General features: G+C 70.9%; 13 protein-coding genes. 2 read left to right on the top strand and 11 right to left on the bottom strand.

Annotated features, from left to right (window positions below; genetic code table 11):
* Positions 1-198 precede the first annotated feature (198 nt).
* Positions 199-1,155 (bottom strand): hypothetical protein, encoded by a 957-nt coding sequence (locus AC0B61_RS35310; RefSeq protein ID WP_471746342.1) that lies wholly within the window; start codon positions 1,153-1,155, stop codon positions 199-201.
* Positions 1,156-1,400: 245 nt separating this feature from the next.
* On the opposite strand from AC0B61_RS35310, the gene AC0B61_RS35305 reads away from it, so the two are divergent.
* On the top strand, positions 1,401-3,671 hold the full coding sequence (locus AC0B61_RS35305; protein WP_471746340.1) for a DnaB-like helicase C-terminal domain-containing protein: 2,271 nt from the start codon (positions 1,401-1,403) through the stop codon (positions 3,669-3,671).
* A gap of 14 nt (positions 3,672-3,685) precedes the next feature.
* Positions 3,686-4,249, top strand: a complete 564-nt coding sequence (locus AC0B61_RS35300) for a transcriptional regulator (RefSeq protein WP_471746338.1) — start codon at positions 3,686-3,688, stop codon at positions 4,247-4,249.
* 176 nt (positions 4,250-4,425) lie between these two features.
* Here AC0B61_RS35300 and AC0B61_RS35295 read toward each other — a convergent pair whose 3' ends face one another.
* From AC0B61_RS35295 to AC0B61_RS35250, 10 genes are all read right to left on the bottom strand, one after another.
* Positions 4,426-4,785 (bottom strand): hypothetical protein, encoded by a 360-nt coding sequence (locus tag AC0B61_RS35295; protein ID WP_471746336.1) that lies wholly within the window; start codon positions 4,783-4,785, stop codon positions 4,426-4,428.
* Positions 4,782-5,108: a MazG-like family protein gene (locus AC0B61_RS35290; RefSeq protein WP_363633496.1), complete on the bottom strand. Its 327-nt coding sequence runs from the start codon at positions 5,106-5,108 to the stop codon at positions 4,782-4,784. The genes AC0B61_RS35295 and AC0B61_RS35290 overlap by 4 nt, the downstream gene beginning before the upstream one ends.
* A 118-nt stretch (positions 5,109-5,226) precedes the next feature.
* On the bottom strand, positions 5,227-5,829 hold the full coding sequence (locus AC0B61_RS35285; RefSeq protein ID WP_471746334.1) for a 3'-5' exonuclease: 603 nt from the start codon (positions 5,827-5,829) through the stop codon (positions 5,227-5,229).
* A 7-nt stretch (positions 5,830-5,836) separates the two neighbouring features.
* Entirely contained in the window at positions 5,837-6,931 is a 1,095-nt protein-coding gene (locus AC0B61_RS35280) for a hypothetical protein (protein ID WP_471746332.1), read from the bottom strand.
* Between the two features lies 1 nt (position 6,932).
* A complete protein-coding gene (locus AC0B61_RS35275) occupies positions 6,933-7,724 on the bottom strand; it encodes a thiopeptide-type bacteriocin biosynthesis protein (protein ID WP_471746330.1) in 792 nt (263 codons plus the stop codon).
* A gap of 17 nt (positions 7,725-7,741) precedes the next feature.
* Positions 7,742-8,917, bottom strand: a complete 1,176-nt coding sequence (locus AC0B61_RS35270; protein WP_471746344.1) for a lanthionine synthetase C family protein — start codon at positions 8,915-8,917, stop codon at positions 7,742-7,744.
* Positions 8,860-11,892: a lantibiotic dehydratase gene (locus AC0B61_RS35265; RefSeq protein WP_471746328.1), complete on the bottom strand. Its 3,033-nt coding sequence runs from the start codon at positions 11,890-11,892 to the stop codon at positions 8,860-8,862. The genes AC0B61_RS35270 and AC0B61_RS35265 overlap by 58 nt, the downstream gene beginning before the upstream one ends.
* Positions 11,893-11,999: 107 nt before the next feature.
* Positions 12,000-12,197 carry an FxLD family lanthipeptide gene (locus tag AC0B61_RS35260; protein WP_471746326.1) on the bottom strand — a complete coding sequence of 66 codons (198 nt, stop codon included), beginning with the start codon at positions 12,195-12,197 and terminating at the stop codon, positions 12,000-12,002.
* A gap of 52 nt (positions 12,198-12,249) precedes the next feature.
* Positions 12,250-13,473, bottom strand: a complete 1,224-nt coding sequence (fxlM, locus tag AC0B61_RS35255; RefSeq protein WP_471746324.1) for a methyltransferase, FxLD system — start codon at positions 13,471-13,473, stop codon at positions 12,250-12,252.
* Positions 13,474-13,558: 85 nt separating this feature from the next.
* Positions 13,559-14,722, bottom strand: coding sequence for a hypothetical protein (locus AC0B61_RS35250; protein ID WP_471746322.1), 1,164 nt, complete (start codon positions 14,720-14,722; stop codon positions 13,559-13,561).
* Positions 14,723-14,871: the final 149 nt, after the last annotated feature.

Genomic DNA, 14,871 nt, shown 5'->3' with positions numbered 1-14,871 from the left:
CCGCTCTCACCTCATCGACGGATGCCTCGCCGCCACCGGCCTGATCATGGACGGCTGACCACCTTCAGACCGACATTACGAATTCAACTTCAGTACTTGAGTGTGGCCGACGACTGTTCGCCGACCCGGTCGCCACCCATCTCCTCTGAGTCCACGGACCCGCAGGCGGCAGGCGGCCGTCGCTGCTGCTCAATCGCTTCACCGCCTGCGGGTCTGACCTCGGTTCGGCGGATGCGACGGTGCGTTCCGGTACAGCTGGGGAATCTGGAGGGCGCCCCGGCGCTGGAGCCCGGCAGGGGAGTACCAGTGCGCGTGCGGCCACGGTCGGCTCAGCTCCGGTCCGCACGCGCCGTCCGGCCGGACACCATCGGCGACCGCCCCGAACTCGGGAACACCACCGCTGGTGACGACGGGCACCGGATAGAGCCTGCCGTCCGGGTCGGCGACGTACGGTTGCCCGCACCCCGTGCACCACAGCCCCAGGCGCGCCCAGGTGCCGGGAATCTGCCGACCGTCGAGCGAGCTGGCCGCGAACCGTCGAGCGCCGGCCCCGCACGGGCACTGCCCCTCAGTGACGTAGAGGCCGGAGTCCGGCACGGCGTCGTGCTGCACGCCGAGCCATCCGGGAGCGAGGCCGAGAGCCCGAGCCAGTGCCCGACGCTGCTTGGCGTCCGGGCGGCCTTGCCCGTTCCCCCACCGCGCCAGCACGTGTCCTTCCAGGTGCGCCGCGCGGCAGATGTCAGCAGCAGTGCGCCCGGTGGCCGCGTGCACGAGCCGGATCCGGCGGGCCAAAGGGTCTAGTTGGTGCAGGCTCCAGGCGCGGTGGGGGAGTAACACCTCGACCGCCTGCTGGGGGTCAGCCTCCTCGGCGAGTGCCCGGTCTGCGGCGCGCTGCCGGTGAGCCTCCGCCAGCCAAGCCCGCGCACCGGACTCGGGCTGCGGGGAGTCCGTCGGGAATCCGGCGACGGATTCTCCGGCCGTTTCCAGTTCGATGGCGATGTTGCTTCCGCCAGCCCCGCACTCGAAGACCACGGCGAGCAGGCGTTGCAAGACGGCCTTGCCGGCTACGCCGATGCCTTCGGTGAGCAGGGCAGTTGCCGCGTCGAGTGCGCGCAGTGCCCGCACCTCGCGGGCCTTGTTCCAGAGCTCCAGCATCTTCGTCCCCGCGCCGTGGGCGGTCGGACGACCGCCGCAGCCAGAAGGCTACTCCGGCGCCGGACTTGTAGTGACTCATTGTCACGGTGTGGACACGCCATCGCGCCCACCCGGGTGTAAGTAGCCTTCGTCATGAAGGACCAAGATGGGCACGTCAAGCGCCCTATCAGCGAATCACCCTTACGCAAATAGCCATCTGGCGACGGGTTGACGTAAGGTGTCCTTACGCCTTGAGGAGGGTGCTGATGATTGACGCCAACCACCGCCATCTGCAAGCAGCTGCACACGCGATCGGCGTCGAAGACGCCCGCAAGGACATCTACGCGCTGCTCGTCAAGGCACAGGCCGGGGAGCCGACGATCATCCGCGTCGATGATCACTTTGCCCGGCTCACACCGGTAGATCCGGAGGTCGACCTCTCAGCGCTGCCGCACATCAACGCCACCTCTGCGCGTGCCAAGCTCGGAGCCCTCGTTGCCGAAGTCGCCCCCGGATCGCCGGTCTACGTCATCACGAGGAACCGTCAGCCGGCTGCACTTCTGGTCGCAGCCGGCAGCCCCAGCCGGCCAACGACCCGACGCGTGCTCACCACCGCGGGACAGACCGCAGCAGAGATTCTGAGCGATACCGCCGGCAAGCCGTCCGGCCGGCTGCGCGTCGGCATCGCTGGCGTTGACGCGGCCGCAGAACTCCTGCGCCCCGGGCGTCTCACCCTCGTTGTCGGTGCCCCCGGAACGGGCACCAGCCTCCTGGTCCTGTCCGCTGCCGCGAGCGTGGCGCTCGACACGGGGGCCCCGGTCTACTACGCAGCCTCCGGACCGCTGCGCACCGACGTCACGACCCGGCTACTCGCGGCACGATCCGCCGTCGACTACCCCCGCCTTCGTGCAGGGAACCTCACCGACGACGAGGGCCGCGCCGTCGCCGCCGTCCAGGAACACCTGGCCCAGGCACCCCTGCACATCGACGATGGGGACGGGCTGGACACCGCAGCCGTTGCGGAAGTCATTCCCGCCGTCGAGCACCTGGCCCTAGTGGTCGTCGACCGTCTCCAGACCGAGCCCAACCCCCGCCTGCCCCTCTCTGGGACGGCGGTCCCTCAGGCGGTGCAGGACCTTGCCCACCTCGCTCACCGGCATCAGGTACCGATCCTGGCCGCCCTGGACTCCGCAGACCACCAGGCTGCACGCCGGATGGGAGCGGACATCGTCGTCACCCTGACCCGCACCGACGACCTGGTCGAACTCGCCGCAACCGAAGTCGACCTGGACCTGCCCATCGCCGTGCCGCTGCGCCTTGAGGCCGTGCACGCTCGTCTGGTCGATCGTCCCGTCGCTCCCGCCGCCCCAGCGGCTGCCACGGCCTCGACAATGCCGGTCGTCCCCGCCGTCCCCGACGTTGAGCCGCTCCCGGCGGCCCGAGTAGCCGCCGAGCCCCCCGCACCAGCCCAGCCCGACGTGACCGCGGCGGCCCCCGCCGTCGAGCGGCCAGCGCCCGTAACAACCACAGCTTCCAAGAAGCTGTCCACCGGCCGCGGCAAGGACGCCATCGTGAACGACCTCCTGGGAATGATCGCCAGAAGGCGGGAAGAGGAGCTGGAGCGCAGCGGAGGAGACATCGCCCAGGCGATCGCAGGCCTGGACAAGAAGGCCATCCCGGACTTCATGGAGATGTTTCGGGTCTCCCGGGTGGAGGCGCGCTACGAGCACACGGCCCACCCGCCCCTGCTGGAGATCTTCCAGAAGCAGCAGCGCGGCGCCGCCGACCTCATCTGGGAGGGCCGCCCGCACTGGGAGAACCACGACCTCATGTACGGGGCCGGTCCCGAGCAGGTGGTGACCAGGCTCGACGTGAACGGCGCCTACCTGAGCGCGCTGAAATGCCACCTGCCGATCGGCCAGCTCAAGCACGACACGAGCGGCGACTGCGACACCGCCAAGATGGGCGGCGCTGTGCTGATCACCCCCACCGAGTGGCTGCACCCCCACCTGCCGAACCCGATGGGCAACCGCGAGGAGAGCGGGCAGGTGTGGATCACCACCACGACACTGCGGCTGCTCCGCAGGCTGGCTGCCAAGAACCTCTGCCAGGCACCCCGGGTCCACGAGGCCTGGATCGCCCACACGTCCGAGCACATGCTCGAGTACGTCCGGATCGCCCTGACCGCCGCGCGGCAGCAGGCCATCGACGAGGACGACGTGGTCACCTTCGAGTACGTCAAGGCCATGTACTCGAAGTTCGTCTCGACGGCCGGCCTGAGCAACGCCAACAACCAGATCACGAACCCCGCCTGGCAGCACAACCTGCGCTCGCAGGCCTTCTTCAACCTGTACCTCAAGGCGTTGAAGGCCGATCAGGAAGGCCTGCAGCTGGTCGCGATGAAGGGCACCGACGAGCTTCACGTCATCGGACCCTGGCGCGATGTCTTCGAAGAGGGGAGGGGGGTTACCCAGGTCAAGGTCAAGGAGGAGTACACCATTCCGCAGGTCAGGAAGACGAGGAGGGGAGGTAGGTAATGGCCGGACGGTGGATGGACCTCGGCAAGTACAAGGCCACCGGGATTCCCGGCGGCATTGCGATGGCCCGGCACCTCGACACGCTGGTGAGCGGCATCAAGTCACCGGTCACCAGCAGCCGCGGCCTCGCAGCCCGCCTGAAGTACCTGACGGAGAAGAAGGGGGGCGCCGAGGCGATGGCGCGCGCCGGAATCACCGTCAAGCCGGACACCGTCAAGAACTGGGTCGAGCAGAAGACGACACCCCGGTCGGGGAACCTGGCAAAGATCGACGCGGCCTACTGGGACCTGAAGCGGCGCAACTCGGCTCCGCGGTTCAGGGGGAAGCTCGACAACGCCGGGGCTGGCACCCGGATTGAGATCTATCCGGTCGACCAGAGCCAGGTGGAGCAGAAGCACCGTCGCGCGATTGGGGATCGGCAGATCACCGTGCGCGGGATCTGGGACGACTTCGTCGACGCGTGGATGGAAGGCGACGAGCCCGCCCTCGACGTCATCTGGGATGAGATCCTCAACGGGCTCGGCTCCGACTACGACGCCTACACGTACGTCACACACGTCGGATTCGGATTCCGGTAGCTCGTCCAGCGGCAGGCGGGTTGGGTGGTGCCTTTGCGGAGGCACGACCCGACCCGCCTGCCGTCTCAGGAGCGAATCGCTGACGGCAGCCGATCTGGACGACCTCTCGAGGACCTGGGCCACGCCTGCTGGACGTGTTCTTCACGCTCAGCGTGTCTCATAAGACATGACGCCGGTCACGATTCAATAGGGGCCCCGGCATGAACAGCGCGCCTCGACAGCTGCCTGACACGGATGGACGGCAGCGCGGCCATCAGGCGGCTGGTCGTCGCCCCGGTGGCGAAGACGGCGCTGATGCCGTTGGCGGTGGCGAACAGGCCGGTGGCCCCGAGAACGGCGGACAGAATCTGGCAGGTGAGCAGGAGCGCGGCGGAGCGGGGTTCAATGCGCCAGGTGAGGGCGTAGGCGCGGGCGACGACCTGGGGCAGGCGGCGGGCCATCGCGGTGACGGTGATGGCCCGGGTGGCCTCGACGCGGCGTTTGTCACCGCTGAACTCCAGCTGCTCGTCGGTCTCGGCGGTGGTGGTTGTGGTCAAGCGGTGGCCTCCCAGCCCTCGGCCTTGGTGCGGATGGTGCGCAGGTGCTCGGTGAGGAACCATTCGGGGTCGCCGCCGAGCATGCAGAGCGTGACGAGGGCGGTGAGGGCGGTGTCGCACGCCTCGGCGCGCACGTGGTCCCAGGTGTGGGAGTGGCCTTTGTTCGGATTGAGTCCGAGCGCTCCGATGATGGCCTGGGCGAGTTCGCCGGCCTCCTCCTGGACCTTGAGCCCTTGCAGCATCCGGAGCTTTTCGGGATCGTCCTTGAAACGCGAATTCAGCTTATTAGCAACCAAGTTGGCGACTTGCAGCAGCTCTTCCATGGGGGTTGATCCTGCTCCCTGTTCGATTTCGCATCCAAGCGCCGGGAGGTTCCCGGCGGTTCTCGGCGAGCCCGGGTCGAAGACCCCGAAGGCCACGTTTTCGATTCGGCCGGGCCGCTCACCACAAGGTCGGGTCCTCCTGCGGCTGGGGGTGGCCGGGCAGGCCGGGTGGGACGGCGGCGGCCAGTAGGGCGGTCCAGGTGGCGTGGTGCCCGGCGAGGTGAATCAGCAGCAGGGCGGCTGCGTGGGCGTCGAAGGCGGCTCGGTGGCGCTTCCCGGGGACGGCCGACAGGTCGATGCCGCACAGCTCGATCAGCGCGTCCAGGCCGTACCCGGCGGCTTTCGGGAGGGTGGCGCGGGCCAGGCGCAGGGTGTCCAGCACCCCGGCCGGCTGCCACCCCGGCAGGTGCCGCAGCAGCACGTCGTAGTCCACGTGGGCGTTGTGCGCGCAGATCCACGCGCCCTCCAGGTCGGCACGCACCCGCTCGCCGATCTGCGGCCAGGTCGGCGCGTCGGCGACGGCCTGGTTCGTGATGCTGTGCACCCGCACGGCCATCGGGCTGATCGGCCGGGGCGGGCGGACCAGGGTGGAGCGCACGGAGGCAGGCACCGGGCTGCCGTTCACCACCGGGACGGCGGCCAGCTCCACCAGGTCCGGCGGGTGGGCGCCGTTGCCCTCGACGTCCACGACAAAAACTCGGGGCCAAGTGCTGTAGTCCATACGCTCCCTATCGGCTGGCGGCCAGGCTGCGGGTGAGCGCCGCGGCGGCGCGGTCGAGGGCGGCGGCGAAGGTCTCGTGCAGCTCGGCTGGCAGCTCGCCCTGGTCCAGGCCACAGGCGGTCACGGCCGCGGTCAGCTGCTGCTTCTCGGTGCGGGTCAGGGCGGCGGCGACGGCTGGGTGTGCGAGGACGTCGCGGGCCGCGTAGCCGTCGCCGTGCTCCAGCGTCCGGGCGATCAGGAACCGGGCCGTGTCCTGGGCACGGGGATGGCCGGTGCCGCCTGCAGTGTCGATCAGGGCGAGGCCGAGCCGGGTATTGAAGACCGCGCACTGCGAATCAACTGCGTGCTGCTGATACAAGTTGAGCATGTCCGTCGGGTCGGCCGCGGGCTGACACAAGGTGGTCAGGCAAGTGGTGACCGTGGCCTCCCAGGGGTCGCCCGGCAGCGTGGCAGCCAGAAGCGCGAGAGCGCCGCCGGTGTCGCCGCCGATGGCCGTGGCGAGCACGGCGATCTGGCGGCCCTCGAACATGCGCCGACCGATCATCCCGGGTCCGTCCAGGTGAGCATGGGCCTCCTTCCAGCGCCCGGCGCGGGCGAGGGCTCGGCAGCCGTCGACCAGGAAGGTGCCGCGCGTCCACTGCACGACCTCCTGGTGGTCCCGGTCGTCGGCGGTGAGGGCGGTGACGGGCACCGCGATACCGGCCACGGTGGTGTCGGTGCGGGTGGAGACGGCTTCGTGGAGCGCCCGCAGCACGTCGAACGCCTGGTCGGTGTCGCCTTCGCGGATCAGGAGGTTGGCGAGGTTAACGATCGGTGCGAGGCAGTGGCAGGCGTCCTTGGCCGTCAGGGGAACGGCGTCGAAGAAGATCCGGGCGTGGTCGGCGCACAGTTTGCGGGCGAGGTCGTGCAGACCGAGGTCGCAGGCGATCAGGGCGGCGAGGTTGTGGACGGCGGATGCGCCGGTCGCATCGTCCGCCGCCTCGGCCGTGCGGGCTTGCTCCTCCAGGCGCTGTATCCGGACCGGGAGTGGCGGGCACGGGGGCCGGTGCCGGGGGGCGAGGGGGAAGCGGGCGGCGATCGAGCGAAGACGGTCGGAATCCATGTCACTCCTTGCCGAACACGAGGCTGCTGGCAGTGGACGCGATGACGCCCTGAACGGCGGGGGTCAGGCCCATGCGGTTGAAGTGGAACAGCACGTGGTGCGCAAGGACCGCGCGCAGGCCACGGGTCAGCTGCCCGTCGTGGGCCAGTCGCACCAGCCTTCGGCCGGCGCGGGCGTGGACGTCGAGCCACGGCGCGGCGAAGGCGAGCGCGCCGTCCGCCAGGGTGCTTCCCGGTCCGGTATCGACGCTCACCAACCGCTCAAGGGCCGGACCGAGTCGGGCCAGCCGCTCCGGGTCGTCCAAGGCGGGCCGGTGGGCCGCGACCCGGGCCCAGACGTCGCCCTGCTCGTACCACTCCTGGCCGGCGCCCCGCAGCAGGGCGGTCACCATGAGGATCGCCAGCTCGCGCCGCCGGTCCCGCTTGCCCGGGGCTGTGAGGTGGTCGAGCACCTGGCAGCTGTCCTCGTGGAATAGCTGGTGCGCGGCATCCATCCCGTACTCTCCACCGAAGGCGTGGACTTCGGGCTCGTAGATGACCCGCGTCCAGCCGGTCAGCCTGCTGTCGGCCAGGGCGTCGGTGATCGCATCGGTGACCTTGTCCGGGTCGATGCCGTCCGGGACCTGGTAGCGCACCCGCCACACGTCGCCCTTGCGGACGAAGTGCCAGCTCTCCAGGTGCCCGGCGGACTCGGCATCGAGGAGCCCCGGGCGCAGGCAGGCCAGAGCCGCAGGCTCGGCGACGTCCTGATCAGTGAAGCGCACGTGCAGCTGGAGCATGCTGGTCACGGTCACGACGCTCTCTCCTTCAGTCAGTTGAGGAGCAGGCAGGAGTCCCAGCCCGACAGCGCGGCGTCGGTGCTGGCGGTGTTGCGGGCCAGGGCGGTGCCGGTGGCACCGTCGAGCAGGCCCACCTGCTCCTCGCCCGGCACGGGCAGCCGCGCCGCCAGCGAAGCGAGGGGCTCGGCGAAGGCCGTGCCGGTGCTGTCCTGGGCGATGCGCCACACGGCCTGGTAGAGCCCGGCCGTGCCGTGGCACAGCCCGTTGTCGGGGATTCGGCCGATCTGGTCGGGGTCGGCGAGGCAGCCGAGCACTGCGGCCTCGGCCAGCTGCTGGCGGGCCTCGTCGCCGAGCGCGAGCGCGGCGAGCTGCTGCGCTCGGGCGAGCCCGGGTGTGCCGTAGCACCACGACGGGCGCAGCGGTCCGCGTTGGCGGGTGCGGCGGGCCGCTTCCTCGGGGCGGGTGACGATCTCGGGCCACCAGGGTCCGGTGGGTCCGTCCTGGCGCCAGGCGTCGAGCCACGCCAAGATCCGGCGGATGGCCACCGGCTGGCCGAGCACGGTGACGCGGTGGCGGGTGGCGAGCGACAGCAGGGCCAGGGGGCCGCTGATGCCGTGGGCCAGCCCGAGGTTGCCGTGGCCGCCCAGGTACTCCGGTGAGCGGTCCCCCGAGGGGGCGAGATGGGTCCACCAACCGGGAAGACCGTTGGGCAGCGGGTCGGTCAGGCGGACCAGGTAGGCGAGGACGTCGCGCAGCAGCTCCCCGTCCCGGTGATGTCGCAGCAGGTGCGCGCCGATCCCGGTCAGTCCGTAGAGCAGGTCGTACTCGGCGAACTCCGGCGTCAGGCCGCGGTCGATGCGGGCGTGCGCGGCGGCGAGCCGGGCGCGGGTCGTCGTCACCACGGCCTCGTCCAGGGCCTGGATCGCCCGCTGGTAGCGGCCGGGGCCGATCGTCGCGGTGTGGACGGCGAACGCGGCGGCGGGCGCCCCGTAGAACAGGCCCATCCCCAGGCCTGCGCTGACGCCGCCGTGCATCGCTTCGGCCAGGTGGGCGTGGACGCTCTGCCAGCTTCCCTGGCCGGTGGCGGCTTGCTCGATGCGCAGCAAGGCTTGGCCCGCCGCTCCCTTGGCCAGGGACTGGGCGGCCCGGTTCACCGCGCGGCCTTCGCGGTGTAGGTGAGCGCTGCGGCGCGGGCCAGGCGATGGCAGAGCCGTTCCCGGTCCCGGTCGATGCCCAGGGTGCGCACGTGGTGCATGTGCAGCAGGGACAGAAGTATCGGGTCGTCGTCGGGGTCGGCGGCGGTGAGCCGGTCGCGGTAGGCGGCCAGCGCCAGCTCCCGCTGCGCCCATGCGTCGGCGACGTCGTCGCCAGCGGGCGTCCCGCGCAGGGCCGACCAGCCGTGGTCCGGGTTGGCGAGGCGGACGGCCTGCCGGTGCACCTCACGCGGGACCGGGGTGGGCGAGCCGGGCGGGATGGTGGAGGTCAGCCAGCGCATCCCGGCGGCGGTGCCGTGGAAGCCGGTGGCCAGGGCGGCCATGCTGGCCCCGGTGACCGCTCGTGGGTCGAGCCCTGTGGCGGCGATCAGGCGCAGCTGGGCGACGGCGGCGCGGGAGTCGGCGGTGAACACCGTCTCGGCGGCGGCCAGCGTCAGGCCGTGGCCGTATCTGCCGGCCTCGGGCTGGTAGGTGTCCAGCTGGAGGTGGGTGATGAGGCCGAGGTCGCGCAGTCGGGCGGCCCAGGTGCCGACGTGCAGGGCGGCCGGGCCGTAGGCGGCGGTGTCCGGCAGGGGAATGCGCAGCCGCAGGTGCGGGTCGGGGTCCTTGTAGCGCAGGAACCACCACTCGGGCGTGGTGCCGAACTCGGTGAGCAATGCGGGCAGGTGGGTGGTCAGGATCTCGGTGTGCCGGTGGGGGTGGCCGTAGATCTTCGCGGACAGGTAGGCGGTGGAGCCGGGCAGGTGGCCTTGGGTGCGCAGCTGTACCGGGCGGCGGCGGGTGGCCGGGATGGGAGGCAGGGTGCTGGCCAGCGGCATGGTGATCTCGTGGGGGCGGCCGTCGATCCAGCCGAACGCGTCGGAAGTGGGTGCCTCGGTCAGCTCGGCCGCCGGGTGGCTGGCCAGGTGATCGCGCAGCAAAACCAGGTGGGCGCCCTCGCTCAGGTCCAGGCGAAGGCGCAGATCGTGCTGGGTGAGGAACACCCGCTGCGGGACGCGGTAGAGCGACAACCACTGGTCGGCGGCCTCACGCCACTTCGGCCACGGGGCGGCGGCCGGCGGCAGGTCGACGGCGGCGAGGTGCCAGCGGGCCGGGGCCAGGACGGTGCGGCGGTGCCGAATCCGGGGCAGGAACGGCAGCTGACTGGCAGCTCCCCAGTCGAAGCCGGTATAGGTCGGGGTGTGGGCGGTGGTGATCTCGCACAGGAACCGGGCGATGGGCTGGGTGTTGTTGCGGAACTCGACCGCCGTCATCACCCGCGGTTCCACCGGCTGGCCGGTGGACAGGGAGACCAGCCACATGCGCTCGTCGTTGCCGCACACCGCCAGGTCGTGAAGGTCCAGCACCTCGGGCCCGGCGGGTTCCGGGTGCTCGGCCAGCGGCAGGAGGCAGGGGAGGACGGCGGGGGCGCGGCCGACGTTCTGGACCCGCGTGTGCAGGGGCGGGGCGGACACCTGCACGGGGATCGCCTCGTCGGCGAGAGTCGGCAGGGCGGCGTACGCGGCGCTCATACGGTCGCGGTCGTCAGCGTCGAGCAGCGGCAGGAACCGGCCCGCGGTGGTCCCGGCCGCACGGGGCGTACCGGTAACGGTGAGGCAGAAGTCGCCCCGCTCCAGGTGCTCGCGGGTATGCGCGGAGATGGTGAACGTCAGCTCGGCGTGGGGCTGGGCATGGTGGACGGAGGTGAGGCGGGCGAGGTCGGTGACGGCCTTGTCGTCCAGGACGGTTTCGGTGCGCCCTTCGACGGCGGCGGCTTGGGCCAGCGCGAGGAGCCGGGCGTCCCGGCCGGTCAGGGCCGGACGGGGGATCTCGTGTAGGGCCTCGCGGTAGCGGGCGGGGAAGCCGAGCCCGGAGTTCGGGTTGGTGATCTCCAGGACGGGGACGACGGCCCCGGTGCCGTACCGGTCCAGGTAGCGGTCCCGGTAGTCCCGCCACGCCGGAAGCCCAGCCGGCTGCGGGGTGAGGCGGGTCAGCGCAGTCACGGCGGCCTCGGCCTCGGCCGCGACCTGGCGGGGCAGTGTGAGGGCGGCGTCGAGCCGCAGATCCACCATCAGCGGCTTCTCGCAGGCCAGGCCCTGCGTCATGGTCTGGGCGAGGCGGGCACGCAGCTCGCGTCGCTCGCTCGGTTCGCCGGCGGTGTTGTGGCGGTGCAGGGCCTGGTGGGTCTCGCGCAGCAGCTTGAGCAGCGGGGCGGCGGCCGGCACGGTGTCGGCTTCGGCCTGGTCGAGGACCGCGAGGACGTGGGCGAGCGGGTCGGTGGCCGTCATCGGGGGCCGGAGGGCGGTCAGCAGAACCCGCTGGGCCACCAGGGAGGACAGCAGGCCCCGCACGGTGGCGGGCGCGGCAGTGGGGAAGTCCGCGGTGAGCTGGCGGGCCAGCACGTCGACGCGCACCGGGGCGGCGGCAGCGCCGAGCACCGCTTCGACGGGCCGGGTACGCCGGACGGCCACCTCCACCGGATCGCCTCCGGCACTCGGATTGGCCTGCCACGGCACCACGAGCCGGTCCCCCTGTGTGAAGCAGAGCGGGTTCGCCACGACGGTGAGACGGTCGAGCAGCTGTCCATCGGCCTCCAGCCCGGCGATAGCGGCCGTCAGCCACGCCGCGTCCGGCTTGGCCACCGCCCGGTGCCCGCTGCCGAAGGACAGGGTGAGCCGGTCTCCGATCCTGGCCGGGGCGACGCCAGCGAGCAGTCCGAACGGCGTCGCCCGGCAACCGGCCCGCAGCAGGTAGCGCAGGACCGACACCGTCAGGCGCCGCAGCTGTTTCACCGGCAGGGCTCGACCTGCGAGCAGCACCCGGACCCGGTCGGCCGCGGCCGGGCTGGCCACCGTCACCGCATCGGCGAACTGCTCGTTCGACCAGACCTGTTGCAGCCAGGCCCGCCATTGCCCGGCGTCCCCGCCGACCAGGTCCGGCCACTCCTGCTCGACCGGTACGGCCGCCGCCCTGAGTAGGACTGCATCCACGGCGCAGTACAACGCTCGTCACCCCCACAAAGAAGACGGAAAGGGCCCGGCGGGCGGGCCGGGACGATTCGGTCCCGGCCCGCCCGCCGACCGTTCAGCTGTTCAGGTCAGGCGACGTTGCCGCCGCCGCTGGCGCAGGCGCTGCCGGAACAGGTGCTGCCGCAGTTGTCGTTCGTGTCGCGCAGCAGGTTGGCGAACACATCGCCGCTCTCGACGATCTCCGGGTCGAGGTCGAACTCCGAGCCATCGACGCTGGTGACCGAGGTGTCCTCGGTCTCCGGCGCGGTGAGCGTCTGAGGCGCCATGCTGATCCCCTCCTTGGGTGGTTGGTTACCTTCTCCTGCCTGGCCCGGAAGATCAGGGCCAGGAGATCGTGATGCGGGTGTGCCGCTTGTCGATGACGCGGCCTTCGCCCAGCTGCTCGTCCGCCGTCTCGGCCGGGTAGACCGTGAACCGCGGCCCCGGCCCGGAACGGTGGCTGTGGTCCCAGACCCGGACCTGCTCCGCCAGCTCGGCGGTGAGCTTCGCCGCCTCGGGCCCGTAGCCGTGCGCGCCGAACTCGAACGTCTTCGGGTCGTCGCTGACCTTGCGCAGCGCGAGGTAGGCCAGGCTCGCCCCGTCGGTCATCGCCGGGCAGGCCATGCGGTTCTGCGGCGCGACAAGCTTGCTGTCCGGGCTGGCGGACAGCATGCAGAAGCCGGGCAGCGCGCTGGCGAGCCACAGATGCAGGGAGTCGAACGGCTCCGTCTGCCCGACCGTCACCGCGGTCCACTCCTCGGCTCGCTCGGTGTCCAGCGCGCCGGCTAGCTTGTCGGCGTCGGTCGGCGGCTCCTCGTCGAAGCGCAGTCCGACCTCCTCGCCGTGCAGGAGCAGCAATTGCTCCTCGTGCGCGCCCTCACCCTGCATCCGCACGAACCCGGCCATCTCGGCGGACACGCTCACCAGGCGGTCGCCTTCGCGGCGCAGGGTGATGGAGCGCGAGACGCCGCGCATCCGCAGCGGCACGGTGATGGTGCCGTGCTCGGTGAGCTGGTTCACCCAGGCCGGCGGGATGTCCCAGGCCCCGACCGTGACGAGGATCCGGTCGAACGGGGCGCGGTCGGCACAGCCGTGCTCGCCGTCCCCGAGGACGACGTTCACCCGCTCGTAGCCGGTGGCGGCCAGGCCCCGGCTCGCCCGGTCGGTGACGTCCTGGTCGATGTCCAGGGTCGTGACCTCGCCGTCTGTGCCGACGAGTTCGGCGATCATCGCGGCGTTGGTGCCGCTGGAGCCGATCTCCAGCACGTGGTGGCCAGGCTTGATGTTGGCTTGCTCCAGCATGAAGGCCTGGATCCTCGGGGCGGAGACCGAGCTGATCGCGACGCCGTGTTCGTTCCGCTTGGTGATCACGACATCCTCGACGCCGTAGGCCTGCTTGGCGGGCGCCTCAGGCACGAAGGCCTCGCGGGGCACCGTGCGGAAGGCGTGCTCGACGGCGGCGGTCCGGATCTCGCCCATGGAAATCAGCTTCTCGACCATTTCCGCCCGCAGCTGCTCCGGGGTCTCCGTGCTGGTGGCGGTGGTCTCCACCGTGTCAGACATGAAGTGCTCGCCTTCTACGTGATTCTTGGTTAACTTCGCTATCGCTAAGCGCAGTTGGGGACTGGCAGCCTACGGGCTCGGTGCGTCACTCCTGTCGGGTCGCCAGGCCGGCACCGGTTTGTCCTATCAGCGCCTCGACGCGGGCGAGCGCGGCCTTCGTGGAGTCGGCCAACCCGGTGTCCCTCTTGGCGATCCGCAGACGCAGTGCCTCCCGCAGATGGGACCGCGCGAGGACGAGATCGCCCTTCTCCAGCAGGTGCTTGCCGAAGTGCTGGAGTGCGTAGTCGAGGAGTACGGGCTGCTGGCTCCGGGCGGTAGCTATGGCCCTGCGGTAGAGCCCGTCCGCCGTCTCGACGTCACCGGCATAGCGGTGCGAGTCGGCCAGGTTGAGCTCGGTCGCGATAGCGGCCCGGACGTTGCCGGCGGCTTCTGCCAGGCCGAGTGCCTGCCGCAGGAACGCTTGCGCTGCGAGCTGGTCGCCCAGCGTCAGCAGGCCGATGCCGATCCACCGCGTCAAGTCGCGCCTGCGGTCGGGGTCCGCGTCCGGCGACAGCGCCCGCAGGTCCTCGCACAGCCCCTCGACCGCGACGGTCAGCCGGCCGCGGTCGGCGGGGACCATGCGCAGGCCCTCGTCCTGGGTGATGAGGTGTTGGAGCACTCGCCCCTCCCTTGTTCGGTTCTCGCCCAGGCCGTCGGTGCAGATGGGGGCGCGCTCACGAAGCGCGCGCCAGGGCAAGGCGGCGGGCGCCGGGGGGGTCGGATAGCTCCGCGTGGGGCTCCGGCGGGACCTCGGGTCGATCGCGAACCAGGCTGTCTTCGTCCAGGTGTCGGCGTCGTCCCTGGTGAGCGGGATGACCCCCCACTGGTTGGCGTAGCACTGGAGCATCTGGATCCCGCGGCCGCTGCGAGAGCTGGCCCTAGGGTCCAGCTGCCCGGGCACGACGGCACTTTGGTTGGTGACCTCGACCCGCAGGTGCTGGCCGGTCCAGTACGCGGCCAGCTTGCTGTGACCGCGGGTGTGAATGACGGCGTTGGAGATCACCTCGGCCGCACAGAGCGCGGCCTCAGCCAAACTTGCTGCCAGGACGTCGAGTTCTGCGTCCCTGATAGCGGTGGCGAACGAGCGGCGAGCCAGACGGGCCGCCAGTTCGGTCGGATCGATCTCGAGGTGCAGGCGGAACGGCGATGCGGGTTCAGGATGGAGCTCTAACGGAGCGCCGGGCAAGGCGGGGCGCACTGTCTCAGGCATGGGGAACCCCCGGCGAGCAGGCGGGATGATCACCAAGGGTGCAACTTGCGCCACTCTCGGTGAGTGCCCGTACACAGTCCCGCATAGTGGAGAGGATTGCAACATCTCAGTAGCTGCGAATTCGCAGTTGCTGTGAACTAGCGTTCTGG

This window comes from Kitasatospora sp. NPDC023385 (genome assembly GCF_055664045.1).
The sequence above is the reverse complement of the archived record's forward strand: the minus strand, read 5'-3'. Positions and strand labels throughout refer to the sequence as shown.